The sequence below is a fragment of the Lactobacillus sp. genome (assembly GCF_051873315.1).
Classification (GTDB): domain Bacteria; phylum Bacillota; class Bacilli; order Lactobacillales; family Lactobacillaceae; genus Lactobacillus.
This window is the reverse complement of record NZ_JBJEES010000137.1, coordinates 1-26454: the sequence shown is the minus strand read 5'-3', so window position 1 is coordinate 26454 and position 26454 is coordinate 1. Positions and strand designations below refer to the sequence as shown.

22 protein-coding genes are annotated in these 26454 nt (G+C 52.0%); 20 read left to right on the top strand and 2 right to left on the bottom strand.

Going from position 1 to position 26454, the window contains the following annotated elements; all coding sequences use genetic code 11:
- Positions 1-20 precede the first annotated feature (20 nt).
- Positions 21-1355 (bottom strand): CAP domain-containing protein, encoded by a 1335-nt coding sequence (locus ACI32D_RS08325; RefSeq protein ID WP_439776114.1) that lies wholly within the window; start codon positions 1353-1355, stop codon positions 21-23.
- Positions 1356-1503: 148 nt separating this feature from the next.
- Between ACI32D_RS08325 and ACI32D_RS08320 the strand changes: the two genes are divergently transcribed.
- From ACI32D_RS08320 to ACI32D_RS08250, 15 genes are all read left to right on the top strand, one after another.
- Positions 1504-2592 (top strand): D-alanine--D-alanine ligase family protein, encoded by a 1089-nt coding sequence (locus ACI32D_RS08320; protein ID WP_439776113.1) that lies wholly within the window; start codon positions 1504-1506, stop codon positions 2590-2592.
- A 48-nt stretch (positions 2593-2640) separates the two neighbouring features.
- Positions 2641-3270, top strand: a complete 630-nt coding sequence (locus ACI32D_RS08315) for a MerR family transcriptional regulator (protein ID WP_439776112.1) — start codon at positions 2641-2643, stop codon at positions 3268-3270.
- 120 nt (positions 3271-3390) lie between these two features.
- A complete protein-coding gene (locus tag ACI32D_RS08310) occupies positions 3391-4497 on the top strand; it encodes a YibE/F family protein (RefSeq protein WP_439776111.1) in 1107 nt (368 codons plus the stop codon).
- Positions 4497-5291 (top strand): YibE/F family protein, encoded by a 795-nt coding sequence (locus ACI32D_RS08305; protein WP_439776110.1) that lies wholly within the window; start codon positions 4497-4499, stop codon positions 5289-5291. Before ACI32D_RS08310 ends, ACI32D_RS08305 begins: the two co-directional genes overlap by 1 nt.
- Positions 5257-6123, top strand: coding sequence for an alpha/beta hydrolase (locus ACI32D_RS08300; RefSeq protein WP_439776109.1), 867 nt, complete (start codon positions 5257-5259; stop codon positions 6121-6123). Before ACI32D_RS08305 ends, ACI32D_RS08300 begins: the two co-directional genes overlap by 35 nt.
- Before the next feature lie 151 nt (positions 6124-6274).
- The gene (locus ACI32D_RS08295; protein WP_439776108.1) at positions 6275-7891 is read left to right on the top strand and encodes a glycoside hydrolase family 13 protein; all 1617 of its coding nucleotides are present in this window, start codon (positions 6275-6277) and stop codon (positions 7889-7891) included.
- Between the two features lie 151 nt (positions 7892-8042).
- Entirely contained in the window at positions 8043-9002 is a 960-nt protein-coding gene (locus tag ACI32D_RS08290) for a LacI family DNA-binding transcriptional regulator (RefSeq protein ID WP_439776107.1), read from the top strand.
- Positions 9003-9120: 118 nt separating this feature from the next.
- A complete protein-coding gene (locus ACI32D_RS08285) occupies positions 9121-10776 on the top strand; it encodes an alpha-glucosidase (protein WP_439776106.1) in 1656 nt (551 codons plus the stop codon).
- Between the two features lie 59 nt (positions 10777-10835).
- Positions 10836-12539 carry a glycoside hydrolase family 13 protein gene (locus tag ACI32D_RS08280; RefSeq protein ID WP_439776105.1) on the top strand — a complete coding sequence of 568 codons (1704 nt, stop codon included), beginning with the start codon at positions 10836-10838 and terminating at the stop codon, positions 12537-12539.
- Between the two features lie 93 nt (positions 12540-12632).
- The gene (locus ACI32D_RS08275; protein WP_439776104.1) at positions 12633-14909 is read left to right on the top strand and encodes a glycoside hydrolase family 65 protein; all 2277 of its coding nucleotides are present in this window, start codon (positions 12633-12635) and stop codon (positions 14907-14909) included.
- Positions 14894-15559, top strand: a complete 666-nt coding sequence (gene pgmB, locus ACI32D_RS08270; RefSeq protein WP_439776103.1) for a beta-phosphoglucomutase — start codon at positions 14894-14896, stop codon at positions 15557-15559. Before ACI32D_RS08275 ends, pgmB begins: the two co-directional genes overlap by 16 nt.
- A gap of 10 nt (positions 15560-15569) precedes the next feature.
- The gene (locus tag ACI32D_RS08265) at positions 15570-16676 is read left to right on the top strand and encodes an ABC transporter ATP-binding protein (RefSeq protein WP_439776102.1); all 1107 of its coding nucleotides are present in this window, start codon (positions 15570-15572) and stop codon (positions 16674-16676) included.
- A 107-nt stretch (positions 16677-16783) separates the two neighbouring features.
- The gene (locus ACI32D_RS08260) at positions 16784-18001 is read left to right on the top strand and encodes an extracellular solute-binding protein (protein WP_439776101.1); all 1218 of its coding nucleotides are present in this window, start codon (positions 16784-16786) and stop codon (positions 17999-18001) included.
- Between the two features lie 53 nt (positions 18002-18054).
- Positions 18055-19413, top strand: coding sequence for a carbohydrate ABC transporter permease (locus ACI32D_RS08255; RefSeq protein ID WP_439776100.1), 1359 nt, complete (start codon positions 18055-18057; stop codon positions 19411-19413).
- 2 nt (positions 19414-19415) lie between these two features.
- Positions 19416-20273 carry a sugar ABC transporter permease gene (locus ACI32D_RS08250; protein ID WP_439776099.1) on the top strand — a complete coding sequence of 286 codons (858 nt, stop codon included), beginning with the start codon at positions 19416-19418 and terminating at the stop codon, positions 20271-20273.
- Positions 20274-20424: 151 nt separating this feature from the next.
- Here ACI32D_RS08250 and ACI32D_RS08245 read toward each other — a convergent pair whose 3' ends face one another.
- Positions 20425-23430 carry a TIM-barrel domain-containing protein gene (locus ACI32D_RS08245; protein ID WP_439776098.1) on the bottom strand — a complete coding sequence of 1002 codons (3006 nt, stop codon included), beginning with the start codon at positions 23428-23430 and terminating at the stop codon, positions 20425-20427.
- A gap of 305 nt (positions 23431-23735) precedes the next feature.
- Here ACI32D_RS08245 and ACI32D_RS08240 point away from each other — a divergent pair, with 305 nt between their 5' ends.
- The 5 genes from ACI32D_RS08240 to ACI32D_RS08220 form a co-directional block, all read left to right on the top strand.
- Entirely contained in the window at positions 23736-24134 is a 399-nt protein-coding gene (locus ACI32D_RS08240) for a choline-binding protein (RefSeq protein ID WP_439776097.1), read from the top strand.
- Between the two features lie 9 nt (positions 24135-24143).
- Positions 24144-24959, top strand: coding sequence for a hypothetical protein (locus tag ACI32D_RS08235; RefSeq protein ID WP_439776096.1), 816 nt, complete (start codon positions 24144-24146; stop codon positions 24957-24959).
- On the top strand, positions 24959-25489 hold the full coding sequence (locus ACI32D_RS08230) for a hypothetical protein (protein ID WP_439776095.1): 531 nt from the start codon (positions 24959-24961) through the stop codon (positions 25487-25489). The genes ACI32D_RS08235 and ACI32D_RS08230 overlap by 1 nt, the downstream gene beginning before the upstream one ends.
- 33 nt (positions 25490-25522) lie before the next feature.
- A complete protein-coding gene (locus tag ACI32D_RS08225) occupies positions 25523-26128 on the top strand; it encodes an ATP-binding cassette domain-containing protein (protein WP_439776094.1) in 606 nt (201 codons plus the stop codon).
- Positions 26118-26454 (top strand): hypothetical protein (locus tag ACI32D_RS08220; protein ID WP_439776093.1); only part of this gene is annotated, 337 nt, incomplete at its 3' end. The genes ACI32D_RS08225 and ACI32D_RS08220, both read left to right, overlap by 11 nt.

The window sequence follows — 26454 nt, the reverse complement described above, 5'->3', positions numbered from 1 at the left end:
TAATTTATACTCTTACTTGTTTACTTCTTCTTGCTGGATTTTTTAGCAGATTTCTTACTGGTCTTTTTAGCTTTAGACTTGGATTTCTTGCTAGATTTTTTAGATTTAGCCTTAGGCTTAGATTTCTTACCAGACTTTTTCGTGGATTTCTTACTAGACTTCTTGCTGGATTTCTTAGTAGTCTTCTTAGCCTTGCTGGTCTTCTTGACCGCCTTGGCATTGGTGATCTTCTTGTTCTTGACGGTGGAGATCTTCTTGCCGACCTTGTAGAGGTACTTGGCCAGGCCTTTGTTTTGCAGATCCTGCTGGCTGACCTTGTTCTTGCTTTGGGTGCTGGAAGAGGAGACCTTGCCGGAATAAGTTTGGCTGCTGCTCTGCTTGAAGAGCTTGAAGCTGTAAGTAGCCAGGTTGCCGGCTCTGACCGTATATTTGTGGCCGGCCGTCAGCTGCAGCTTGCTTGGGTAGTAGGTGATCACGGTCTGGAAGTTGCCGAAGCCGTATTCGCTGTAGTTGGCTACCTGGCTGGCCGTGACTGTCTTGCCGGTATCGTCGTCAGTGACGGTGATCTTCGGCGTTGAAGTCACGACCTTGTTTGAGAAGTACAAAGACCAGGCGATGTTTTGTCCATTTAAAAGCTCCAGGGGGAAGACCCCGGCGTTTGGATAGGCCACCATTTCCCGGCTGGCAGTTCTTGCGCTGTCGCCTACGTTCAAAACCTGGTTGACCGAGTAGCGGTAGCCATTGGTCCCATAAGCTGCCCCAACTGAGATCTTGCTGAGGCGGGTGGACAAAAGCCAAGCCCGGTGGCCGGTGTCAGAACCTGACAGGTTGTAGCGGTCGGTCAAGAGGTCGGTCACGACATCCCCGGCTGTCTGCGGGCTGGCATTGAAGTTAAGGTTGGCCGAGTTGGAAATATCCTGGGCCAAAAGCCAGTTCTTTTTTGAAATGTAGCTTGGCCGCTTCTCATTTGGCAGCCCGTGCTGGTTGACGAACGGGTTGGCATTGATGGCGGCCATGACGGCGGCTGTCGTCTGGGCATTCTTGTTGCCCTGGCTGGTCGCCTTGACGGCGGTTAAGCCGAAGAGGTCACGGTAGTAGTTGATGTAGGCGACTTGCTCGTTGATGTAGCTGGTCTTTAAGCTGCCCGCCTTGAACTTCTTCTTCAAGGAAGGCTTGCTGGCATAGATATTCTGCTGGGTGTAGACGGCCTTGCTCAAGGCCTGGTATTCTCTTTGAAAACGAAGCACCTCTGCCTGTTCCTGCGGCGTGAATTCCGCTGCCTGGACAGTCGTAGGCCCCACTGCCAAAAAGATTGCCGGCAGCAAAAACAGTACTGGTTTATGACGCATCTTCATCAACCCCTTTCTAGTTTATATTATAGCTGATTTTTTTCTTTTTTCGCCATTAAGCGCTTTCGCTAAAAAAGCTTAAAATTTGCCGGGAAAGTGCGCCAAAAGCCCGAGTTTTCGGTATAATACAGAGTTGATAAAAGGAGACGAAACAATGACGAAAAAAACACAAGTTGGTTTGATTTTTGGTGGGAACTCCTCCGAATACGAAGTTTCAATCACTTCAGCCGGCAACATCTACAAGGCAATCGACAAGGACAAGTTTGACGTGCACCCGATCTGGATCACGAACTCCGGCTATGTGGCCAGTGAAGCTGATTCATACAAGGTCCTGGAAGAGCCAGGCTACATGGTGGAAAAGACCGATAAGACGGCCAACCTTTCCAACTTGATCGAGCTGGCTTCCCGGCCGGAACTGGACGTGCTTTTCCCAATCGTCCACGGCAACCTGGGTGAAGACGGGGTTCTGCAAGGCCTCTTCCGCCTGATCGACAAGCCTTTCGTCGGGGTCGACGTTTTGGCGGCAGCCGTAACCATGGACAAGGAATTCACCAAGATCCTGGCCCAAAGAGCCGGCGTGCCGGTAGCCAAGTGGGTATCCATCAAGCGCTACGAATACGAAGACGCCAAGAACCAAAAGCTCAGCTACGACTGGGTCAGCGGCCAGCTGGGCACCAGCAACCTCTTCGTCAAGCCGTCCAACCAGGGTTCTTCCGTCGGCATCACCCACGTAGTTGACGACAGCAATTACGCTGAAGCTTTGGCTGAAGCCTTCAAGTACGATGACAAGGTTTTGGTTGAAGAAGGGATCGTCGGCACTGAAGTTGAAACTGCCGTTTTGGGCAATGACCACCCGGTAGTTTCCGGGGTCGGCCGGATCATCAACGCCGACAACACTTGGTACAGCTACGAAAACAAGTACAGCGAAGAATCAACCACGACCCTGCAGATCCCAGCCCAGATCCCTGCAGAAACCGCGGAAAAGGTCCGGGAAAACGCCTTGAAGATCTACCAGATCACTGAATGCAGCGGCATGGCCCGGGTTGACTCCATGCTTAGAGAAAGCGACGGGGAAGTCATCTTCAACGAATTGAACGCCCTGCCAGGCTTTACCAACATCAGCATGTACCCGAAGCTGTTTGAAGAAGCTGGGATTTCTTACCCAGACTTGATCACCCGCTTGATCAAGCTGGCTGAAGAGCGCTACGCCCACAAGAAGACCCTCCTGCACAAGCACGACTAATAAAAAAGTACATTGAAAATTTAGTTTTTTGCGAAAGAAAGTCAGAACATGAGTGAGATAAGTGAGCAGATGAAGACCAGTGAAGCCGCCCAGGCCCTTGGGGTCAGCGAAAACACCCTGCGCAAGTATTCGCAGGCGGTGGAAAAGGCCACATCACCCGCTTATTTTCCCCGGGTCAAGAATGCCCGCCGCTACCGGCCAGCAGACTTGGAAAAGCTGAAGCAAATGCAGGACCTGGTCAAGAAGGGCCAGAAGGTCGACCAAGCTGCCCGGGAACTTTTTGCTAGCGAAAAGAAAGAAGAGCCGGTAAAAACCGCCAGGGAAGACCAGCTGGAAGCCGCCCTGGCCGCTAAGGACCAGGAAATTGCCGAGCTGAAAGAGCAGCTGGCCAAACTGACTGAGGCTAAGGCAGAAAAAACTGCTGAAGAGCAGGCAGCCGACGATGTCTTGGACCTGCCCGATTTTGATGACGGCTTTTTGGAAGAAGAGCCGGTCACTCCGGAGCAGAAAAGGGCCCAGGTCGTGGCTGACATGGCCAAGAGCGACCAGGAAGTCCACCGGGAACTGCTCAGCCGGGCCCAGGAGAACGCGGCCAAAGGGGCACCAACTTACCGGACCCTGGCCGACATGCAACTGGCGCCTAAGAAGACTCCCTGGTGGAAGAAAATTTTTAAATAATGGCGCAAATTGCTAAATAAACTTAAAAATTAAAGGGGACCGCGAAAGCGGTCCTTTTTTTGCACTAAAATAAAAAGTGCTGAAAACTAAACAAAAAACAGAAAGGCAAATGCGAAGAGGATGGAAACGAAAAAGCAGCGCTTCTTGGCCGCCCTGGTTCTGCTGGCCGTGGGTCTGGGCCTGGCCGCGCTGACCTATTTTAAGACGACTGGCTACAAGAACCCAGTGGCGGTGATCACGGACACGAAGATCAAGGACCGGTTGCTGAAAAAAGAAACTGATATTTACGGCAATAAGGATGAAGAACGCCGGCAGTACCTCCATGTCCAGGTCTTAACCGGCAAGTACAAGGGGCAGACCTTTGAAACGGTCAATACCTACTATCCTTCCCAGCTGGTCACCCAGAAGTACCGGGCCGGCGAGCGGGTCTTCGTGACTGTAACCGACGGCAGCCTGGCCCTGGTTTCGCCAAAAAGAGACTGGATTCTGGTCATGACCTTGGCCATTACTTTGTCCTTGATGGTGGCCGTGGTCGGCCGGCGGAGCTGGCACTTGATCGTCTCCATGGCCATCAGCTGGATCCTGTTTTACTGCTTGATTCTCTGGGACGTGGCAGTCAACGGGGCGGGGATCATCTGGATGTTCTCTGTGGCTGATATCGTCTTCTCCTTCTTCAGCCTGGCGATCGTGCAGGGGATTAATAAAAAGATGCTGGTCACCTGGCTGGCGACCTTGCTCGGGGTCTTCGCCTCTTTTGCTCTCTGTTACGCCGTTATTAAACTGACCGGGGAGACCTACCTCAACTATGAAATGGGCGACTACGCTACCCAGGACACGCGGGGGATCTTCATGGCCCAGGCCCTGCTGGGGGTACTTGGGGCAGTGATGGATGAGGCGACGGACATTGTTTCCAGCCTCTATGAATTGATCCAGCACAAGCCCGATATCACCGTCAAGGAGCTTTTGGCCAGCGGACGGACGATGGGGCAGGAGATCATGGGGCCTTTGATCAACGTCTTGGTTTTGATCTTCATTTCTGAAGCCCTGCCGGAAAGCATCCTGTACTTCCGGGACAACAATACTATCGCGACGACTTTTAACTTCACCATGTCCTTGGGGGCAACGCAGAGCGCGGTTTCGGCGATCGGGATCGTTTTGACCATCGTTTTTGCCAGCCTCTGCAGCCTCCTCTTTTTAAAAAAGCCGGAGAAAGGAGGTAAGCAATAATGAGCAGCCTTGGTGCGTTAATCATTGTTTTGGCCATCTTGATGACTGTCATCGGCGGGGAGACCGGGATCCGCAGCTTCTTCAGCGTCTTGATCAACAGCCTCTTGCTGGTCCTGGTGGCCATGCTCATCTCCTGGGGCTTGAGCATCCCCGTTATCACCGCGATCTTCGTGCCCCTCAAGCTGGTCACGATCATCTTCCTGGGCACCCATGACTATACCGTGGCCAAAAATTCCTTCTATGCCTCTTTAATTGTCCTAGGCTTGGTCAGCGTTTTGATCTTAGGCATCCAATACCTGGCGCAAGCCGCCGGTCTGGGGCCGGAAGCCGGGGAAATTCTCTTGGGCCACTCCCAGATGCCGGGGATCAGCTACGGGCAGATCGCCGTTACCGTGGCCATTTTCTCAGCCCTTGGGGCGGTGGCGGAAGCTGCCGTATCGATGAGCTCGGGGATTTTGGAACTAAAAAAGGCCAAGCCGGAGATTACGGAAGAACAGCTGATGAAGAGCGGGGCAGCGATTGGCTACGACGTTTTGGGCACGGCCATGAACACCATCATCTACGGGATGTTTGGCAGTTTTTTGTCCCTCTTTTTATGGTATTACCGCCTGCACTATTCCTTTAGTGAGGTGATTAATGATAAACTTTTTGTAAACGAAGCACTAATTATCATGTATTCTCTGCTCGGTGTGCTGCTGACGGTTCCTTTGGCGACTTTTTTGCTGGCCAAGGGAATGAGCCGGCAAAGTGAGGCAAAAAATGGAAACGAAAAAACTAGAGATCAAGAACTTTAACGGCCGGACCTACAAGCTGCAGACCTATACGGTCAAAAGCAGCCACGCTCCCTTAAACAAGCTCCGCCCCCTGGCTATCGTGGTGCCGGGCGGCTCCTTCACCCACCTGTCAGTCAAGGAAGGTGAGCCGGTGGCTCTGGCCTATGTCAGCCGGGGCTTCAATGCCTGCGTGGTCAGCTACAATCTTTTGCAGGATGAAGGCAAGATCTACCCTGACGCCGGCCTGGATGTCCTCAGCACGGTCAGCTACTACCGCGAACGCGCTGCTGAATACCAGATTGACCCAGACAAGATCATGACCATCGGCTTTTCCGCCGGCGGCCATATCGTCAGCGCGGCCAATTACCTGGCTGACGAAGCTGAATACCAGGAAAAGTATGGCTATAAGGGGGACCAGGTCCGGCCAAATGCCACGATTCTGGGCTATCCTCTGACCGACGTCCACAAGGTGGCCTTTGAAATTGGCGGCCGGGCTGACGGGGCCTTGCCGGATGACCCGAAGTTGGTCGACACGGCCTTGGGGGTTACTCCTAAGACGCCGCCGACCTTCATCTTCCAGTCCTGGAATGACCCGATCTGCCTGCCAACCAATGCCATGGCCTACGAGGAAGCCTTGTTCAAAAACAAGGTCAAGTGCGAGGCACACATGTTTGACATCGGCTATCACGGCTACTCCTTGGCCACGCCGGAACTGTCCACGGAAGACATCTTTTGGCAGGGCAATCCCCACACGGCCCGCTGGTTTAAATTGAGCCTGGAGTGGCTGGATCACCTTTTCTCCGGGATCAACTATGACGAAAACAAGGACAAGCTGACCCAGCTTTACCAATAGCACGATAATGTATTTATGAGAGCTGCCCTGGCAGCTCTTTTTCATTTGGTTAGCGGTAACTGCTTGCATCCGCGCCTGTTTTTCCTATACTAAACTTGTAGAAAAATGACAGCGCTTCAGCTGAATTTAGATGAGAGTTTGAGGAAATAAAATGACAGCAGAAAAGCAAGAACCATGGTGGAAGCAGGCCGTGATTTACCAGATTTATCCCAAGTCCTTCCAGGACACTAACGGTGACGGGGTCGGCGACTTGCAGGGGATCATCAAGCGACTGGACTACCTGCAAGGATTGGGCATCGATGCTATCTGGCTTTGCCCGGTCTACAAGTCACCAGGCGTTGATAATGGCTATGACATCGCCGACTACGAAGCGATTGATCCTAAGTACGGGACCATGGCGGACATGGATGAATTGATCAGTGAGGCCAAGAAGCGGGGGATCCGGATCGTGATGGACCTGGTGGTCAACCACACTTCTGACCAGCACCCTTGGTTTATTGAAGCCCGGAAAAATCCATCCTCCCCGGAACACGACTACTATGTCTGGGCGGACAAGGCCAATGAGCTCAAGTCGGCTTTTTCCGGCAGCGCCTGGGAATATGACGGCGAGGTCGGCCAGTACTACCTCCACCTTTTTGCCAAAGAGCAGCCGGATTTGAACTGGAAGAACCCGGCCCTGCGGCAGAAGGTCTACGACTTGATGAACTTCTGGATCGACAAGGGGATCGGGGGCTTCCGGATGGACGTAATCGAACTGATCGGCAAGGTGCCAGAAGAAGAGATCACCGCCAACGGCCCTAAGCTGCACGACTACCTGCAGGAGATGCACCGGGAGACTTTTGGCGACCGGGACTTTTTGACGGTCGGGGAAACCTGGGGAGCAACTTTGGCCAACGCTCCCCTTTACAGCGACCCGGACAGAAAAGAGCTGTCCATGGTCTTCCAGTTTGAATTCACGGAACTGGACAAGCAGGCCGGCAAGGAAAAGTGGGACACCAAGCCCCTTAATTACGGCGATTTGAAGAATGTCCTGGCTAAGTGGCAAAAGCTGGACTTTGACCACAGCTGGAACAGCCTCTTTTGGAACAATCACGACCTGCCGCGGATCGTGTCCCGCTTCGGCAATGACCAGCAGTACCGTGAGCGCAGCGCCAAGATGCTGGCCCTGCTCCTGCACGGCTTGCGGGGGACACCTTACATTTACCAGGGCGAGGAAATCGGGATGACCAACTGCCCGGTTTCTGCCATCGACGAGGTAGAAGACATCGAAGCTCGGCGGATGTATCAAGAGCGCTTGGCAGAGGGCTGGAAGAAGGAGGACCTGATCAAGGCCATCAATGCTCGCGGCCGGGACAATGCCCGGACCCCAATGCAGTGGGATGATTCAAGCTCGGCCGGCTTTACCAGTGGCCGGCCTTGGCTGGCGGTCAACCCCAACTACCAGAAAATAAACGTTCAAAATGCAGTGAATGATCCTGATTCAATTTATTATTTCTATAAGAAGCTGATTGCCCTCCGCCACCAGGAGCGGATCTTGACTGATGGGTCCTTTGAACTTTTGGACACGGCAGATGGCGTCATGGCCTACCACCGGGAAAATGCAAAAGACAAGTGGCTGATAGTCTGCAACTTGACTGGCGAGGAGCAGGAAGTCTCCTTGCCGGATAAGGTCAAGGAAGTCCTCCTGGCCAACGTTCCCGTTCCGGAAGACCTGTCCAAGTCTCTTTTACCTCCTTACGCGGCCTTCCTTTGCCGGGTGGAAAAATAAGTCATTTATCTGATTAGTTGAATAGATAATCTAATTTTTTGAAAGCGAATTTTTAAACTTACAAAAAATATACTATTTTGTGTTAGAATCTAGCGTAGGAAGTGAAGAAGGAAAAAGTTAGACTATGAATCCTTGATGGGAGGAAATTTGCTTGAAGAGAACCGCTACTTTAGAAGATGTGGCTCGCAAGGCCCACGTGTCGAAAATGACCGTTTCGCGGGTGATCAACCACCCCGAACTGGTCGCCCCGGAACTGCAGGTGGTCGTTGAAGATGCCATGCACAAGTTGAACTACCACCCCAACAACGCTGCCCGGGCCCTGGCCAAGAACCAGACCAGCGTGGTGAAGTTCGTGATTTTGGAAGACATCGATGAGACCGATCCCTACTTTACCAATGTCTTGTTTGGCATGGCGACGGAATTGAAGAAGAAGAATTATTCCCTGCAGCTGCTCTTGAAGGGGAGCCAGCTGGACCAGGGGGCAGCCGACGGCTACGTGATCACCGGGGCCAGAACCAGTGACTACAGCATGCTCAATGAGCTCAAACAGCCCTTTGTTTTGTTTGGCGAGAACCGGGGCGGCTACGACTTCGTTGACACCAACAACCTGGCCGGCGAGACCATGGCGACCAAGTATGCCTTGAAGGCCGGCTACCGGAACGTGGTCTTTATCGGCATTGACGTCCGCGAGGCCTTTGAATTTTCCAGAGAAGCCGGCTATGTCAACACCATGCAGCAAAACAAGAAGATTCCCAGTGTCTTCCGGGTGGAAAACAGCTCAGCCGCGGCCCGCGAGTTTATCCAGGAACACTTGGGCGAATTTCCCAAGAACACCTGCTTTGCCTGCGCCAGCGACCGGATTGCCATGGGGGTCATCCAGGCCCTGGTAGAGGCAGAAGCAAAGATTCCGGAAGACTTTGGCGTAATCGGCTATGACGGGGTCCTTTTAGACCGGGTGTCATCGCCGACGATCACGACTGTCAAGCAGAACCTCTGGCTGATTGGCGAGAAGCTGGCGGAACTCATTTTAAGAAAAATTTCCCAAAATGGCGCTCCGCAAGGGGAGGTCTTTATCGAACCAAGCTTGAGCGAGGCCGAATCAACCAAATAGTGACTGAAGCATCCTTAGGGATGCTTTTTTCATTGCCTTTTGTTACCGATAACAGGCAGGCTATGCTTGTAAGCGCTACAACAAATTTGGTTAAATTTTTACTGGAGGAAAAAGAAACATGACTAAGCAGGATGCATGGCAAAAGAATGCCATTATTTACCAGATTTACCCGAAATCATTTCAAGACAGCAACGGCGACGGCATCGGTGACTTAAACGGCGTCCGCCAGCGGATTCCCTACTTAAAGCAGCTGGGCATCACCGCTGTCTGGCTCAACCCGATCTACCAGTCACCGGGCGTCGACAATGGCTATGACGTCAGCGACTACTACAAGATCGACCCGGTCATGGGGACCATGGCAGACTTTGAAGCACTTGTCACCGACCTGCACCAGGCCGGGATCAAGCTGATCATGGACTTTGTTTTGAACCACACCTCTGACCAGCACCCTTGGTTTAAGGCAGCGGTTAGTGATCCGGCCAGCCCTTACCGGGACTACTACATTTTTGCCGGTAAAGACGGGGTCCGGCCAAACAACTGGGGCAGCTTCTTTGGCGGCAGCTGCTGGGCAGCTGACCCGGCCGGAACGGGCCAGTCCTACTTCCACCTTTTTGCCAAGGAAATGCCAGATCTTAACTGGAAGAATCCGGCTGTCCGCGAGGAAATGTTCAAGGCGGCCGAGTTCTGGCTCAAGAAGGGGGTCGACGGCCTGCGCCTGGATGCCTTCATCCATATCGCCAAGGCCGACCTGCGCCAGTCCTACCCAAGTGAGGACGACAAGCCGGTCATCGCGGAAGACTTTTTCGCCAACCGGCCGGAAGTGCAGGAATGGCTGGCTCCTTTCTGTGCTCGCCTGCGGGAAGAATTTCCAGATCTCCTGCTTTTGGGGGAAGCGGCCAGCGCCAGCATCAACCTGGCGGCCGACTACACTGACCCTCAGCGGAATTTGATGGACTCAGTCATTACCTTCCGCTACTTTACGGAAAAAGAAGATTCCGTCAACCCCGACTTCAGCGGCCAATACCAGCCAAAAGAGTTTGACTGGCTGGCCTTCAAGCAAAACCAGACCGTCTGGCAGCAGACTTTGTCGGCCGCGCCGACCTTGTACTGGAGCAATCATGACATGGCCCGCCTGGCGACCCGGATCGCCAAGACTCCGGTCCAGCAGCGGTCTTTGGCCATGGCCATGTACCTGGAGCGGGGGATCCCGGTGATTTACTACGGGGAAGAATTAGGCCTGCACAACCTGGAATTTGACAATGTAGAGCAGTTTGCTGATGAAACAGTGGCTGATTTTGTCAAGGAAGCTGGCGAAGCCGGAGTCGATGAAAAGACGGCCCTGGAAATGGCCAGCCAGACCCACAAATTGCCGGCCCGGGGGCCAATGCCTTGGGACGACAGCCAGTATGGCGGCTTTAGCACTGCCAAGCCTTGGCTGACTGGCAGAAGCCGGGACAAGGTCAGCGTGGCCAGCGAAGATGCTGACCCATCCAGCATGCTCAACTTCTACCGGCAGCTGTTGAAATTGAAGCAGACCCCTTTGTTTACCAAGGGCGGCTACTACCTGCTGGATACCAAAGCAGACCTCTTGGTCTACCAGCGGGATTTAGGGGATGACCGGGCTTTAGTGGTCGTTTCTCTTAGCGCCAAGAAGGAGCACTTGACCCTGCCAGAAGAGATGACTTCCGTCTTGACGGCTGGCAGCATCAACCTGCAAGGCAAGGAACTGACTTTGATGCCTTTTGCCGGGGCAGTTTTGCAAAAGAAAAAATAAGCAATAAAGCAAGAAGCAAATAATAAACGTGATGATGATTTTTTAGCGAGGAAACAAAAATGCAAACAGCAGCAGTTAGACACAGACCTGAAAGCGAAGATTGCTACCTGGTGACGACGGAGACCCTGAAGCTGCGCCTGCACACGGGCCGCGACGTCAAGGCAGTCTACGTTCACTATTGTGACGTTCACGAACCCTTGACCAACTTGAAGAAGCAGGCCATGAACCTGGCCGGACGCGGCCAAGTAAACGACTACTGGGAAACGGAAGTGACTTTGCCTTTGCACCGGGCCCAGTACATCTTTGAAATTCACGGCGAAGACGGCGAGGAATGGGTTTACGGCGACCGGGGCTTTAGAAAGAACGAAAAGGAAACTTACGAGGACCCGAACAACTACTTCAAGCTCCCTTACTTCCATGCAGTCGACATGACCAAGAGCCCGGACTGGGTTAAGGAGACAGTTTGGTACCAGATCTTCCCGGAACGCTTTGCCAACGGGGACAAGAGCAATGACCCAGAAGGCGTCAAGGACTGGAACCCAAGCGACCACCCAGGCCGGGAAGACTACTACGGCGGTGACCTGCAAGGGGTGCTGGACCACTTGGACTACTTGCAGGAATTGGGGATCAACGGCCTGTACTTCTGCCCGATCTTCAAGGCCAGCTCCAACCATAAGTACGACACGATTGACTACCTGGAAATCGACCCGGACTTTGGGGACAAGCAGCTTTTTGCCCGCTTGGTCAACGAAGCCCACGCCCGGGGGATGAAGGTCATGCTGGATGCGGTCTTTAACCACATGGGCGATTCCTCCATGCAGTGGCAGGATGTTGTCAAAAATGGGCCTGATTCCCGCTTTGCCAGCTGGTTCCACATCAACCGCTTCCCGGTTGAACCATATGACCCGGCCGACCCAAGCTACGAGACTTTTGCCTTTGAAAAGCATATGCCGAAATTGAACACCGCCAACCCGGAAGTCGTGGACTACCTTTTGACGATCGCGACCTACTGGGTCAAGGAATTCGACATCGATGCCTGGCGGCTTGACGTGGCTGACGAAGTTGACCACCAATTCTGGAAGAAGTTCAAGGCAGCTGTTACGGCCATCAAGCCTGACTTCTACGTCCTGGGTGAATCCTGGCACTCCAGCCAGTCCTGGCTGAACGGGGATGAATTCTCCGGTACCATGAACTACCCATTCACTGGCCAGATTGCCGACCACTTCCTCAAGGGGACGCAAGATGCCAAGACCATGACTGAACTCTTGACTGACCAGCTCTTCCTCTACAGAGAGCAGAGCAACTCAGCCATGCTGAACGTTTTGGACTCACACGACACTGCCCGGATCAAGACGGTGGCCGGTGAAGATGAAGACAAGGCCCTGCAGGCTTTGGCCTTCACCTTCATTCAAACCGGTTCTCCATGCATCTACTACGGGACGGAAATGGGCATGAGCGGGGACAATGACCCTGACTGCCGCAAGCCAATGGACTGGAGCCAGGCGGGCAGTCCGGTCTGGCAGGCAGTTCAGGCGATCATCGCCTTCCGCCGCCAGCACTGGGAAAGCCTGAGCAAGGGGCAGACCTGGCTGGAAGTTGCCGAAAACGGTTTAATTCACGTCAAGCGGACCGGCAAGGAAACTATCGAAGGCTGGTTCAACACGACCGGCCAAGCTGTCAGCCTAAGCGCGAAAGCCGCTTTGAGCCGGGGCTTGGAAGCTGGCCAGCTGGCTGACAAGGGCTATGTTCTGAGTGTGAAATAGAAGCTGTTAACGGTAACATAAAAATAAAGCTTGTTAGCGTTTGCATGTTAGCTGATAATGATTACAGAATGATTTGAGCGAGGAAGAACAGCGATGAAAAGAATTTTTGAAATTGATCCCTGGAAATTGACCAGTCATACCTTTTCAAAAGAAGACAAGCGCCTTCAGGAAAGCATGACTTCAATCGGCAACGAATACATGGGTCTGCGCGGCAACTTTGAAGAAGGCTACAGCGGTGACAGTTTGAAGGGTACCTACTACGCCGGCGTCTGGTTCCCGGACAAGACCCGGGTCGGCTGGTGGAAGAACGGTTACCCGGACTACTTCGGCAAGACCTTGAACGCCCCAAGCTTCATTGATCTGCCGGTGACCATCAACGGTCACAAGCTGGACCTGGCAACTGATGAAATCAGTGATTTCAGTCTTAGCCTGGACATGCACCAAGGCCTGCTTACCAGAAGTTTTATTTATGAAGGCAAGGACTGCCGGGTTCAATTTACTTTCACCCGCTTCCTTAGCTCCGTCATCAAGGAAGCTGCTTTGATCAAGGTCAAGGCCACTGTCCTCAGCGGTGAAGCTGACCTGCAAATTGCCAGCCGCTTGAACGGGAACGTGGTCAACGAAGACAGCAACTACGAAGAAGGCTTCTGGGATGCCTTAAGCGAAGATGCTGACGGCCGCAGCATCCAGCTGCGGACCAAGCCAAACAATTTCGGCACCCCGCAATTCACGGTTCTCTTGAAGGAAGTTACCCGGGAAGACGGTCAAATCCTTTCCGGCGACGTGACTACCGCCAGCGGCGAAGTCAGCGAGCACTTCGCCAAGACTTTGGCGGCCGGCCAAAGCTGGGAACTGGAAAAGGACGTCATCGTCATCACCAGCCGGGACGTGGCTGATGAAGAACAAGCAGCCAAGGCCGATGAACTGATGGCCAAATTGACCAGCAAGACTTTTGACCAGAACCTGGCCGACCATGAAGCTGTCTGGGAAAAGCGCTGGGCAAGCTGCGACGTGACGATTGAAGGTGATCCGGCTGCTCAGCAGGGGATCCGCTTCAACATCCTCCAGCTCTTCATGACCTACTACGGCCAAGACCCACGCCTTAACATCGGGCCGAAGGGCTTTACCGGTGAAAAGTACGGCGGTGCCACTTACTGGGACACTGAAGCCTTCATCGTGCCGATGTACCTGGCCGTTGCGCCTAAGGAAGTTACCAAGTCCCTCTTGGAATACCGGCATGAACAATTGCCAGGTGCCTTCCACAACGCCCGCCAGCAAGGCCTCAAGGGTGCCCTCTTCCCAATGGTTACCTTCAACGGGATTGAATGCCACAACGAATGGGAAATCACTTTTGAAGAAATCCACCGGAACGCGGACATTCCATTCGCTATTTACCAATACACCCGTTACACGGGTGATGACTCCTACGTCAAGGACGAAGGCATGGACGTCTTGGTTTCAACTGCCCGCTTCTGGGCTGACCGGGTCCACTTCTCCAAGCGCAAGGGCCAATACATGATCCACGGGGTAACCGGCCCGAACGAATACGAAAACAACGTCAACAACAACTGGTTCACCAACACCATGGCCAAGTGGCTTCTGGGCTACACGATCGAGCGCTGGCCATTGGCAACGGAAGCAGCCAAGAAGCGCCTGCAGGTAACTGACGAGGAACTGGCCAAGTGGCAAGACATTGTCGACCGGATGTACCTGCCAGAAGACAAGGAACTGGGCATCTTCGTCCAACATGACACTTACCTGGACAAGGACCTCAGAAGCAAGGACACCATCCCGGCTGACCAACTGCCGCTGAACCAGCACTGGTCCTGGGACAAGATCCTGCGGTCCCCATTCATCAAGCAAGCCGACGTTTTGCAAGGGATCTACTTCTTGAATGACCACTACACCAAGGAAGAGAAGGAAAGAAACTACGACTTCTACGAACCGATGACGGTTCACGAAAGTTCCCTGAGTCCGTCAATTCACGCCATTCTGGCTGCTGAACTGGGCAAGCAGGACAAGGCGGTTGAATTCTATGAACGGACTGCCCGCCTGGACCTGGACAACTACAACAACGACACGGTTGACGGCTTGCACATCACTTCCATGAGCGGGAGCTGGCTGGCCATCGTGCAAGGCTTTGCCGGCATGCGCTACAACGAAGACGGCATCAGCTTTGCCCCATTCCTGCCAAAGAAGTGGTCCAGCTACAGCTTCAAGATCAACTACCGCGGCCGCATCTTGGCTTTGGCAGTTGAAAAGGACAAGGAAGTCAAGCTGACCCTTCTGTCTGGTGAAGACTTGCCAGTCAAGGTTTGGGACCAGGGAGTAACTTTGAAAGAAGGACAAAGCCAATGCTTAAAGGATTAATTTTTGACCTGGACGGGGTCATCACTGACACGGCTGTCTACCACCTCAAGGCTTGGCAAGACCTGGCCCGCGGCATCGGGATTGAACTGCCGGAAGAATTCGGCGACAAGCTGCGCGGCTTGTCCAGAATGGATTCTTTGGAAATCATCCTGGAATACGGGCACAAGGAAAACGACTACAGCCAGGAAGAAAAAGAAGCCCTGGCGGCCAAGAAGAACGAGGCTTACGTGAACGCGGTCAAGGACATGACCCGGGCCGACATCTTGCCAAAGATGGACGACCTGCTCAAGCAGGCCAAGGCTCAAGGCTTAAAGATGGGCCTGGCCTCAGCTTCCAAGAACGCTCCTTTGATTTTGAAGCAGCTGGATTTGGAAGACATGTTTGACGCCCGGGTTGACCCGGCCACCCTCAAGCACGGCAAGCCGGATCCGGAAATCTACATCCGGGCCCAGGAACTGCTTGGTTTGGAGAAGAATGAAGTAATTTCTTTCGAAGACGCGCCAGCAGGCGTAGCGGCCATCAAGGCGGCCGGCCAGTTCGCGGTCGGGATTGGCGATCCGATCGTTTTGAAAGGGGCCGACTACATCGTTGGTTCAACCAGCGCCTTGGATTTGACCGAGATTGAGAAAGTTTTTGAAGCAGGGAATTAGGTAAGGAAAAATGGTAAAAATCAACTTAAATCACATCTACAAGAAGTATCCAAACGCTGACGACTACTCAGTGTCAGACTTCGACCTGCACATTGGCGATCACGAATTTATCGTCTTTGTCGGCCCGTCTGGCTGTGGTAAGTCAACGACCTTACGGATGGTTGCCGGCTTGGAAGACATCACTGAAGGGACTTTGGAAATCGGTGGCAAGGTCATGAACGACGTGGCTCCCCGCGACCGCCACATCGCCATGGTTTTCCAGAACTACGCCCTTTATCCGCACATGACGGTTTACGACAACATGGCCTTCAGCTTGAAGCTGCGCCACTATGACAAGAATGAAATCGACAAGCGGGTCAAGAATGCCGCTGAAGTCCTGGGCCTGGCCCACCTTTTGGAACGGCGCCCAGCCGACCTGTCCGGTGGGCAAAGACAGCGGGTTGCCTTGGGTAGAGCGATCGTGCGTGACGCCCCGATCTTCCTGATGGACGAGCCTCTGTCCAACCTTGACGCCAAGCTCCGTGTCTCCATGCGGGCGGAAATCGCCAAGCTGCACCAGAACTTGAAGACGACCACCATCTACGTTACCCACGACCAGACCGAAGCCATGACCTTGGCTGACCGGATCGTTGTCATGAACGCCGGCCGGATCCAGCAGATCGGCACGCCAAAGGAAGTCTACAACAAGCCAGCCAACCAGTTCGTTGCCGGCTTCATCGGGTCACCGCAGATGAACTTCTTCAACGTGACCTACAAGGACGGCTACATTGACGATGGTCAAGGCATCAAGCTTAAGGTGCCGGAAGGCCGGGCCAAGACGCTGGACGCCAAGGGCTACAACGGCAAGCCGGTCGTAATGGGCCTGCGGCCAGAAGACATCCACATGGAAGAAGCCTTCCTGGAAACCTGGCCGGAAGCGGTCGTTTCCGCCAAGGTTGTCGTTTCCGAATTGCTGGGTGCAACCAGCCAGCTGTACATGAACGTTGACAAGACCGAATTCGTCGGCGTTGTCAACGCCCGTGACTTCCATAAGCCAGGCGACAGCGTCAAGGCGGGCTTCAACTTGAACAACGCCCACTTCTTTGACAAGGAAACGCAAGTAACGATTACCGATTAATTCCATCAAATATCGGACGCTTAAGAATAATTAATTCAGCTAATCAACTTGCAGCTCGAGCTGCAAGATGATGAAAAAATAAACAATTGTTTGTTTAGGAGGAAAAAATGAGTTTCTTTAAGAAGGCTGCTTTGAGCAGCGCGGCAGTATTGGCTGCCTTGAGTTTGTCAGCATGCTCCAAGAGCAGCAACAGCAGTTCATCAACTGCCGACAAGAAGGCATCACTTACCTTGTGGGTAGACACTGAACAAGTATCATACTACAAGGACATTGTTAAGGACTTCCACAAGAAGTATCCAAACATTACTGTTAAGGTTACCCAAAGTCCTAACGGTTCAGCTAACGCCAAGACTGACGTTGGTAAGGACGCTTCCAAAGCAGCCGACGTCTTTGAAGTTCCAAACGACCAATTAGGCCAAATGGCAAACGCAGGTTACATCAACCCGCTGTCACCAAGTGACACTGCCAACATCAAGAAGAACTATGTCACCCAGGCATACAAGGGCGTTACCTGGAAGGGCAAGGTTTACGCTTACCCATACGCTCAACAAGCCGACACGATCTACTACAACAAGTCCAAGCTGTCAGCCAGCGATGTTAAGGACTGGGACACTTTGACTTCCAAGGGCGTTCTGGCAACTGACTTCACCAACGCTTACACCATGTGGCCAATCTTCTTCTCAGCTGGCACTACCCTGTACGGGGAAAACGGTGAAAGCTTGAAGGGGTCAACCTTCAACAGCCAAAACGGTGTCAACGCTTTGACCTGGATTGCCAAGCAAAAGAGCAACAAGGGTGTAATGCAGACTTCAAACGCTTTGAACCAGCTGAAGAAGGGCAATGCTGACGCCATCATGGACGGTCCATGGAACGCTGCCAACATCAAGAAGATCTTGGGCAAGAACTTTGCTGTTGCCAAGTACCCAACTGTAACTGTTGGCGGCAAGAAGAAGCAATTGGAAGCCTTCTTGGGTATCGAAGGGTTCGCGGTTAACTCCCACACTTCAAATGCCAAGGCCGCTTCACAACTGGCTGCTTACATCACCAACAAGAAGTCACAATTGATCGCCCACGAAAAGGCTGGTCAAATCCCAGTTTTGAAGAGCGCTGTTAACTCAAGTGCCGTACAAAACGACCCAGTTGCCAAGTCAGTTATCGAAATGGCGCAACCAGGCAACTCAGTTCTGCAGCCAAAGCTGCCACAAATGGCAACCTTCTGGGACGGTGCAGCTCCTCTGATCAGCGGTACTTACGACGGCAAGATCAAGGCCAGCCAATACAAGGCTCAACTTGCCAAGTTCTCAAAGAAGATTTCTCAAAAGTAATTTAATTAAGCAGCAACAACTTTAATTAAGCTTGAGAAGGAGAGTAATGAAAAATGTTTAAAAGAAAAGGACATGTTCCTCCGGCAGCCAGCTACAAAGAAGTCTGGTCCAAGGGGGACGCGGCTGACAAGCTGTCCTTCTTCTTCATGGGCGCCAGCGCCCTGAAGAATAAGCAGTGGGCCAAGGGCCTCAGCCTGCTGATCAGTGAAATTGTTTTCCTGGTCTGGTTCATCTTTAGCGGGGCCAGTGCCCTCAGCATGCTGAGCAACCTTGGGGAAAACAAGACCAAGAGAGTCGTCTTTGACCAAGCTCAAGGCGTTTACGTGACTAAACAGCCAGATAATTCAGTCCTGATCCTCCTCTTCGGGATTATGGCTCTCTTCTTGGTCATCGGTTTCATCTGCCTCTACATTACCAACTTGCGCTCAACCCGGGCCAACTACATCAAGAAGCGTGATGGCAAGCACATTGCCACCAACAAGGAAGAACTGGCCAGCCTGCTGGACTCCCGCCTGCACGCGACCTTAATGTTCGTACCTTTGCTGGGGATTATCCTCTTCACTGTTTTGCCAACTGTCTTCATGATTTCCATGGCCTTTACCAACTACGACCGCCAACACCCGATCGGCTTCTCCTGGACTGGTTTCCAAGCCTTCGGCAATGTTTTGAGCGGGGACCTGGCCGGGACCTTCTTCCCTGTCCTGGGCTGGACCTTGATCTGGGCCGTAGCTGCCACGGCAACCACTTTCTTAGGTGGGGTGCTCCTGGCCCTCTTGATTGAATCCAAGGGGATCAAGCACCGGAAAGTATGGCGGACGATCTTCATCATTGCTTACGCTGTACCGCAATTCGTTTCCTTGCTGTTGATCGCGCAATTCCTGGACGCGCAGGGGCCTTTGAACACCCTGCTGCAGAACTGGGGCTGGATTTCAGGACCGATTCACTTCATCGACAATGAAGCTGCCCCTTGGGTAGCCCGGCTGACGGTCATCATCGTCAACATGTGGATTGGTATTCCGGTTTCAATGCTGGTTTCCATGGCAATTATCCAAAACCTGCCACAAGACCAGATTGAAGCAGCGAGAATCGACGGGGCTAACTCCTTCCAGATTTTCCACAACATTACCTTCCCGCAGATCCTCTTTGTCATGGGTCCGTCCTTGATTCAGCAGTTCATCGGCAACATCAACAACTTCAACGTTATCTTCCTGTTGACTGGTGGTAAGCCAATGAACAACAACTACAACGGTGCCGGCTCAACCGACCTTCTGGTCAACTGGCTCTACAACTTGACCTTCGGTCAGCAGCAGCGCTACAACGCCTCAGCCGTTCTGGGCATCTTGATCTTCATCTTGAGTGCGACGATTTCCTTGATCGCTTACCGTCACACCACTGCGTTTAAGGAGGGATAAAATTGAAGTCTTACTCTAACCAGAGAAAAGTATCCCTTTTCTTCAGATATTTATTGCTGACGATTTTGGCAATCTTATGGCTGATCCCCATTCTTTGGATCGTTTTGGCCAGCTTCTCATACAATGACACTGGCTTTATCTCAACCTTCTTCCCTGAAAAATGGACTTTGCAGAACTACATCGGGATCTTTACCAACTCCCAGTTCCCGTACCTGCACTGGATTATCAACACTTTGATCGTAGCGATTATTTCCGCTACTCTGTCAACCTTTATCCAAATCTCAGTTGCTTACGTTCTGTCCCGCTTACGCTTTAAATTCCGCAAGCCATTCCTGCAGATTGCCCTGGTTTTGGGCATGTTCCCTGGCTTCATGTCCATGATCGCCCTTTACTACATCTTGAAGGGGCTGAACATGCTGAACCTGGGCGGCTTGATCCTGGTTTACGTCGGTGGTGCCGGCCTTGGCTTCTACGTTGCCAAGGGTTTCTTCGACACTATCCCGCGGTCACTGGATGAAGCAGCTGAACTGGATGGTGCAACCAAATGGCAGGTCTTCACCAAGATCGGCCTGCCGCTCTCCAAGCCAATGATCGTCTACACAGCTTTAACGACTTTCATGGCACCATGGGTAGACTTCATCTTCTCCGGGATCATCCTCTCTACTTCAGGTGACCCAAAGACCTACACGATCGCGTACGGTCTGTACAACATGCTTTCTTCTTCAAAGGGGAGCGCGACGACCTACTTCGCCCAATTCGTGGCTGGCTGTGTCATCATCGCTATCCCAATCACGATCCTCTTCATCATCATGCAGAAGTTTTACGTCAGTGGGATTACTGCAGGTGCTGACAAGGGTTAACACACAAACCCAAACAACATTTCATTCAATCCTTGCCTTCTCAGCGAAAAGAATCTGAGAATATCTCGGATTCGATTAAAGAAAAACAGTGGAAGCTTCATAGAGAAGCTTTCCACTGTTTTTTTGTCTAAAATTGTCTAAAAACTACTGCTTATTTAAGGGGCCGGTAGAAGTCGATGCCGCTGGCGGCAGCGTAATCACCGGTTGTTTCCAGGATGCTGAGGCGGACAGCCTTGGCGCTGACCCCTCTGAGACCGATGACCTTGTTCTTGCAGTCACTGTTGAACTGGTAGTCAGATCCGTAGCTGGTAAAGTTTTCACCGTCGGTGGAGATTTCAACCCGCATCTTCAAAGGCCGGCCATCCCGGCTGCTGGCTCTTGGCAGGTAGATCAGCTTGTTTAATTCCGTTTGGTCCGGGAAGCTGAAGGTCAAAGTCAGTGGCTGGTCCTCACTTGGCTTGCCCACGCTTTGCCAGTCGGTTGCCAGTCGCCGGTCCAGGAGGTTTTTCAGCTGGTGGCCACGTTCACTTTCTTGGCTGGAAGTGACTTTGACATTGGAAATGATAAAGTCCCGCGGGTCCCGCTTGGTCTTGACCTGCAAGAGGTCGGACCATTCGGATACCTTGTAGCCAGCTTCATAGCGGAGGCGCAGCCGGTAGCCAGTGTTGGCGGCCAGGTCGGTGAAGGTGAAGATGTTCCCGCTGATCCCGGTGTAGAGCAGGCCGTTCAATTCGATCTGGACACTAGGCGTCCGCTGGGCCCACTTGACCGTCAAAGAGTGAGCGCTGATTTTATCCCGGTCGACTTCTACCTTGCCCGGCAGGGGCAGGGCGGCATCGGTGATCTGGTGAACCAGTTGCTCATTGGCGAAGCGGAAGTTGTTGATCAGGATTTCCAGCTTTTCCTGCTTGATGTCCCGCTCCTGCAACTTGATGATCAAAGCTGGGCGAGGGGTTGAGCCCAAGTCCTTGAAGCCTTCCGGCCAGCAGAACTTGTTGTCGTAGTAGAAGCCTTCCTTGGCTCTTTGCAGGGTTTCCGGCGTGCCGTATTCGGTCAAGGTGATGACTTCATTGTCGCCGGCCCGGAGCTGGATTTCATCTGGGTGCTGGTCACAATATATATAAAGGAAGGTTTTCTCTTTAATGGCCATATTCGGGTAGTAGCCGGTGGTTGGTTCGATGATCACGCGCAGCTTGCTGTCGGCCACATGGGTGCGGACGACGGTTTGGGCGCTGTTGTGCTTGTAGTCGCTTTGGTCGTTGTCGCTGTAAGTGCTGATGGAGGCGTCGCCTTGCGGGTAGAGAACGAAGCGCCGGTTGCCCAGGTCAAAGATGCTGCCGCCTCTGACGAAGACGGGCAATTGCCAAAGAGGGTACTTGCGCCGGTTGTAGACTCGGCCGCCCATCAAACGGTCGCCGGTAAAGAGGTCGATCCAGACAGTCTGCTTGTCGGGCAGGTAGATCCGGTCGCGGACGCTCATGCCTTGATTGTCAGACTTGCCGTTGACGATTGGCGCGACAAGCAATTGGTCGCCCAGCATGAATTCATCGGCAAAGTCCCGGCCGTAGCCAACCTGTTCATGCGGAAAGGCCATCAAGAGCGGCCGGACCAGGGGCAAGCCGTCTTGGGCCTGGCGGCTGAGGGCATAAAGGTAAGGCTTCAGCTGCTCGCGCAGGCCGAGGTAGGCCTTCATGATCCGGGAGACCTTGTTGTTGAAGGCGAAAGGGGTCTTGCTGAGAGGACTTTGGTCGTCAATGACGAAGAAAAGCGGGGTAAAGGTCTTCCATTCCAGGTCGCGGACGGCGACTTGGGCGTTTTCTTGCCCATGCTTGCCACCAGCAGCGGCCCCGATGAAGGGCAGGCCGGACAAACCAGCACCTAATAAGGTAGAGATTTGCGTTTTGATGCTGGACCAGTCGCCGCTGACATCGCCGAAGGCCAGGACAGCCTGGCCTTGGTAAGGAAGGAGGCTGTCGCGGATTAGGGTGAGGGGCTTGGCTTTCGGATTTTCCTTAGCCAGGTCGGAATTGACGGCGGTCAAGTCGCTGCTTGGGTCGTCGACCGCGGCAAATTCGCTGTGCCGGGCTAAAGGCTGGCCTTTTTCACTCCAGAAGCCTGGATGGCAGTTGCGATTTTGGGCATAGCTGGCAAAGGCGGCAAAGTCATCAGGCTTGGCCGCGGTTTGGTTTTCATAGTTGGGGATGATCCAGGATAATGGGAAGCCCCAGCGCTGGTAGCGGTCCAACATGGCCCGGGCGGAGAACTGGTAGTCCTTTTCCCCGTTCAGGCTAGGCAGGCGGGCGCCGGTTTCAGCCTTTCTTGAGTAGTAGCGGTTGTCTTCAAAGCGGACTGCTTCATGGCCCTTGCCGTCAGCTTCTTGCCAGGAGCCATCAAGGAAGTTGCCGAGGTGGCCGAAGGAGAGGGCGTAGCTGGGCAGCATGAAGGGTTTGCCCGTCAAATAATAGAAGCTGGACAGCAATTCTTGCGGAGAGTTTCCTATTATATAGTAGCTGTCAAAGACCGGGGTCCGGTGGCTTAAGATGGTGAGCTGGGAATTTTGCCGGCCGAAGTCGTAGTGACCGGTCGCGGTCGTGTTGCGCAGTTCGGCAAAGCCGGCGTTGGTCCAGAAGAAAGGCACGGCAGCCAGAACGCCGTCAGCCCCGGTGATACCATCGGTCTTGATGGTGATTTTTTCGCCCTTGTGGCTGAAGTGGCCGTTTTGAACTCCGCCGCCGTAGTAGTATTCGTTTTGCCCTTGTTTCAGAATTTCGATGCTGTGCTTGCCGCTCAGTTCGAGGGCAGAAGCTTGGACCATCCGCGGCCGGTGGACGGACTCGTCAAAGATGCTGAAGGTGCCGGTTTTCTGCTGGAAAATCAACTTGCAGCTGCCAGCGGTGATGATGAACATGTCGCTGGTCGCGTGGGCCGTGGCCCGGGCGAAACATTGCGGGTCGGGCTCGATGCCTTTGACCAGCATGTCGTCAGTTTCGGCAAATTCTTGACTTGGATCCAGCCAGTAGCGGAAGATGCCACTTGCGATCAAGTAGACGCGGGCGATCTCGCCGGTCGCGTAATGAAGCTCATAGTAATTTTCACGCTTATTGACGCCAACCAGTCTTCCTAATTGATGTCTTGAATTTTGCAGGTCTGCAGTCATAATCTTTTTCCTTTATGTCATGAAATATCTAATCTAATTATAGCCAAAAAGCCGATAAATTGGAAAAAATAGCCTATACTAGTTTGGGTTGCCAGGATGGGTTGCCGGATAAGCTGCAGACATATTTTATTCATAAAAAAGGAAGTACCTGTCTAACAATATTTAGCAAAAAGCTGAAAATACTTAGCGCTTGTTAAGCATAATATATAACAAAAAACTCTTTTTCACATTGACGCAAAAAACAAATAATGATATAATCAAAAAGAAAAAATAGGTTATTTTTATAAAACAAGGAGGAAAATGTAATGAAAAAAGCAAAATTATTGACGGCAGGGTTAATTGCAATGTCACTATTATCAGTAACTGGGTTAGTTGGTGCTGCAACATGGACCGCTGGAACAACTGGAGTACCCGGCTGGGGGCAATGGGGTGTAACTCAAAAGTCAAATTTGAAGACAACTAATAGCCAGTACGCGTCATTTAATGGTGATGCTATGCCAAATTCTTTTGGCTATAAAGTTAAATTAGTGAATAATGTTGGTGAAACACGATCAGCGGAAACTAATTTGCAAAAAAATAAAACAACTAGAGGGGGCAATAACACTGGCGTGAAAAATAAGCATTATCGTGCGGCAGTGAGATCTTCTAATTTCGAACCCAACTACAGCAATGTAAGACTGCACTTTAGTGCGGATAAAAAGTAGGTGAAAGGGATGAACTTAGTAAAGAATCGCTATGTTTTCGGTGGATTAGCCTTATTGACACTGGTTGATGCACAGAACCAGCTTGGCGCTATTGAGGCAAATAAGATGCTTAAGCCTAGTGCGAATTTGGCTTGGCAACTGTTTTATAACTCGCAGCTCGCGGGTGGATATGAGTCGATAATTCACTTTGTATTATTTTTGGCCTTATTCCCAGCAATCGTCAGCTGGATGCTGATCTATCAAAAGAACAGCAACTTGGACAGCAGCGCTCTGACCCGTGTAAATAGGCGGAACTATTGGGCTAAACAGGGGCTGCAGCTTTTTGTGCTAGCTGCCGTGTACCGCTTATTGCTGACTGCTATGGAACTTTTGCTTGTATCAGTCAAGTTCGGATATCTGGATTTTTCTCTTACTTTTAAGCAATCAGAAACTTCTTTTACGCTTTTTAGCCAAAATGCCAGCTTACAATTTTTGATTTATACTGTTATTTCAGCACTGGGCTGGGGAATTTGGGCTTTATTGACTTATAGTACTTGTCTCTTTGTCAAACGGACGATTTTGGTGATTCCTGTAGCCTTGCTGGTCAGTTTTGCTGGTTCAGTTCTTCCAATAGTCATTGCTCAAACGAATATTCCGGTTCTCTATGATTTTGCATACGCGCTGCTTTTTGGCAATATACAGGCTCCAGGTGTCATGACTGTTAATGGAAAACTAATGGGAGTTACAATTGTATATCCGCTTGTCAGCCTGATTTTTTATGCTGGCCTTTCTGTTTTGTTTGCGCGTCTTTATATGCATAGAGCAGGGCAAGGACTGCTGGATTAATGAAGCTGATTTTTTGGAATCCGAAAGCCAAGACTGTCTGGGGGATGATGCTCTTTTTAGCGCTTATTGCTCCTGTCATCTCACCGATAAAAAATCTGTTTGGAATTGGTTTGGCGGGCTTTTACACCTACTTAATCCAGCTACCGGCTTGCTTGATCATTTTGGGCTATGACTTGGCTCTTAGAAAGAGCCGGGAGCTAGTCGAATTACGTCAGTCGCTTGCTAAGGTTTATGTAAAAATTCTTCAGTTTAATCTGCTGACTGCTAGTCTCTTTTATGTAAGCCAGCTTGCGATTTGTTATTTGTTTGGAGCCCGCATTGCAGGACCAGCTGAGTTTCGGCTGACGATCATCATTCTGCTGGCTAAGTTTTTGATTCTGCTGCTGACAATGTCCTTGTATGCCTATAGCTTTACGTTGCCAAATGGCTGGCCGCTATTAGCAGCAGCCACATTATTGCCACTTTTATATCACTACTTAATTGAGCTTGGGCCTCTTTATGGTGCGCTTAGAGCTATTGGCAGTTTGTAGGACGATTAAGCTGATAATTTTTGGAGGAAAGAAATGTTAGAAGTTGACCACTTGCAGATGTCTTTTCAAGGGCAGGAAGTAATTAAGGACGCGACCTTTACCCTTGAGCCAGGCGACCTGGCCCACATCACCGGGCCAAACGGTTGCGGGAAATCTACCTTATTCAAAGCAATTACCGGCATCTACCAGGCAACTGGCGGTAAGTGCACTTTGGGCGAAAAAGACGAAATCGGCGCCTTGATTGAAAACCCTGGCTTCTTGGAATTCGCTGACTTGAAGAGCAACTTGAGTTTTCTGGCCAAGCTCAAGCATGAATTTGACTATGACTACACGCAGACTTTTTGCCAAAGACTGGGCTTGGATTTAGCCAGCAAGCAGCGCATGAGCAAGTATTCAATTGGGATGCGGCAGAAGGCCGGGATCATCCAGGCCATCATGGAAAAGCAGAACGTGATTCTGCTGGATGAACCGTCAAGAGGCTTGGACGCGGATTCCCTTGTGGTTTTCGCGGATTTGGTCAATGACCTGGCTAAAGAAGGGCGGAGCGTGGTGATCGCGTCCCACGATCAAGTGCCAGGCATCAACTACAACAAGCATTATGTCTTAGAGCAAGGCGTGCTGACTCAAAATGAAAATTAACAAACGGTTTCTGCAATTAAGCGTGATTGTCAGTTTGCTGGAAGTCTGGCTTATAGAAGTCCAAGGACCGCACAAAGCAGCAGCGGCAGGGCAGATCAGCTACGGGATCTACTTGCTCACTCCGGTCACTATCTTGTTTGGCCTTGGCCTTTTGGCTATGCAGCTGTGGATCTTCGTTTCCTGCCAGCAAGACCTGCAGGAAGTGTGGGTCTTCATGAAGGTGCGGCGACTGTCAGCGAAAGAAGAAAACCGCGCCATCTGGCAATTGCTCAGTCCAGGTTTGGCAACAGCTTATTGGCCCAACCTCCTTATTTTATTCTTGGCCT

Bases quoted from the DNA above. Each gene is read 5' to 3' on its own strand.
- ACI32D_RS08325 (WP_439776114.1), bottom strand. From the start codon at position 1,355: ATGAAGATGCGTCATAAACCAGTACTGTTTTTGCTGCCGGCAATCTTT.
- ACI32D_RS08320 (WP_439776113.1), top strand. From the start codon at position 1,504: ATGACGAAAAAAACACAAGTTGGTTTGATTTTTGGTGGGAACTCCTCC.
- ACI32D_RS08315 (WP_439776112.1), top strand. From the start codon at position 2,641: ATGAGTGAGATAAGTGAGCAGATGAAGACCAGTGAAGCCGCCCAGGCC.
- ACI32D_RS08310 (WP_439776111.1), top strand. From the start codon at position 3,391: ATGGAAACGAAAAAGCAGCGCTTCTTGGCCGCCCTGGTTCTGCTGGCC.
- ACI32D_RS08305 (WP_439776110.1), top strand. From the start codon at position 4,497: ATGAGCAGCCTTGGTGCGTTAATCATTGTTTTGGCCATCTTGATGACT.
- ACI32D_RS08300 (WP_439776109.1), top strand. From the start codon at position 5,257: ATGGAAACGAAAAAACTAGAGATCAAGAACTTTAACGGCCGGACCTAC.
- ACI32D_RS08295 (WP_439776108.1), top strand. From the start codon at position 6,275: ATGACAGCAGAAAAGCAAGAACCATGGTGGAAGCAGGCCGTGATTTAC.
- ACI32D_RS08285 (WP_439776106.1), top strand. From the start codon at position 9,121: ATGACTAAGCAGGATGCATGGCAAAAGAATGCCATTATTTACCAGATT.
- ACI32D_RS08280 (WP_439776105.1), top strand. From the start codon at position 10,836: ATGCAAACAGCAGCAGTTAGACACAGACCTGAAAGCGAAGATTGCTAC.
- ACI32D_RS08275 (WP_439776104.1), top strand. From the start codon at position 12,633: ATGAAAAGAATTTTTGAAATTGATCCCTGGAAATTGACCAGTCATACC.
- pgmB (WP_439776103.1), top strand. From the start codon at position 14,894: ATGCTTAAAGGATTAATTTTTGACCTGGACGGGGTCATCACTGACACG.
- ACI32D_RS08265 (WP_439776102.1), top strand. From the start codon at position 15,570: ATGGTAAAAATCAACTTAAATCACATCTACAAGAAGTATCCAAACGCT.
- ACI32D_RS08260 (WP_439776101.1), top strand. From the start codon at position 16,784: ATGAGTTTCTTTAAGAAGGCTGCTTTGAGCAGCGCGGCAGTATTGGCT.
- ACI32D_RS08255 (WP_439776100.1), top strand. From the start codon at position 18,055: ATGTTTAAAAGAAAAGGACATGTTCCTCCGGCAGCCAGCTACAAAGAA.
- ACI32D_RS08245 (WP_439776098.1), bottom strand. From the start codon at position 23,430: ATGACTGCAGACCTGCAAAATTCAAGACATCAATTAGGAAGACTGGTT.
- ACI32D_RS08240 (WP_439776097.1), top strand. From the start codon at position 23,736: ATGAAAAAAGCAAAATTATTGACGGCAGGGTTAATTGCAATGTCACTA.
- ACI32D_RS08235 (WP_439776096.1), top strand. From the start codon at position 24,144: ATGAACTTAGTAAAGAATCGCTATGTTTTCGGTGGATTAGCCTTATTG.
- ACI32D_RS08230 (WP_439776095.1), top strand. From the start codon at position 24,959: ATGAAGCTGATTTTTTGGAATCCGAAAGCCAAGACTGTCTGGGGGATG.
- ACI32D_RS08225 (WP_439776094.1), top strand. From the start codon at position 25,523: ATGTTAGAAGTTGACCACTTGCAGATGTCTTTTCAAGGGCAGGAAGTA.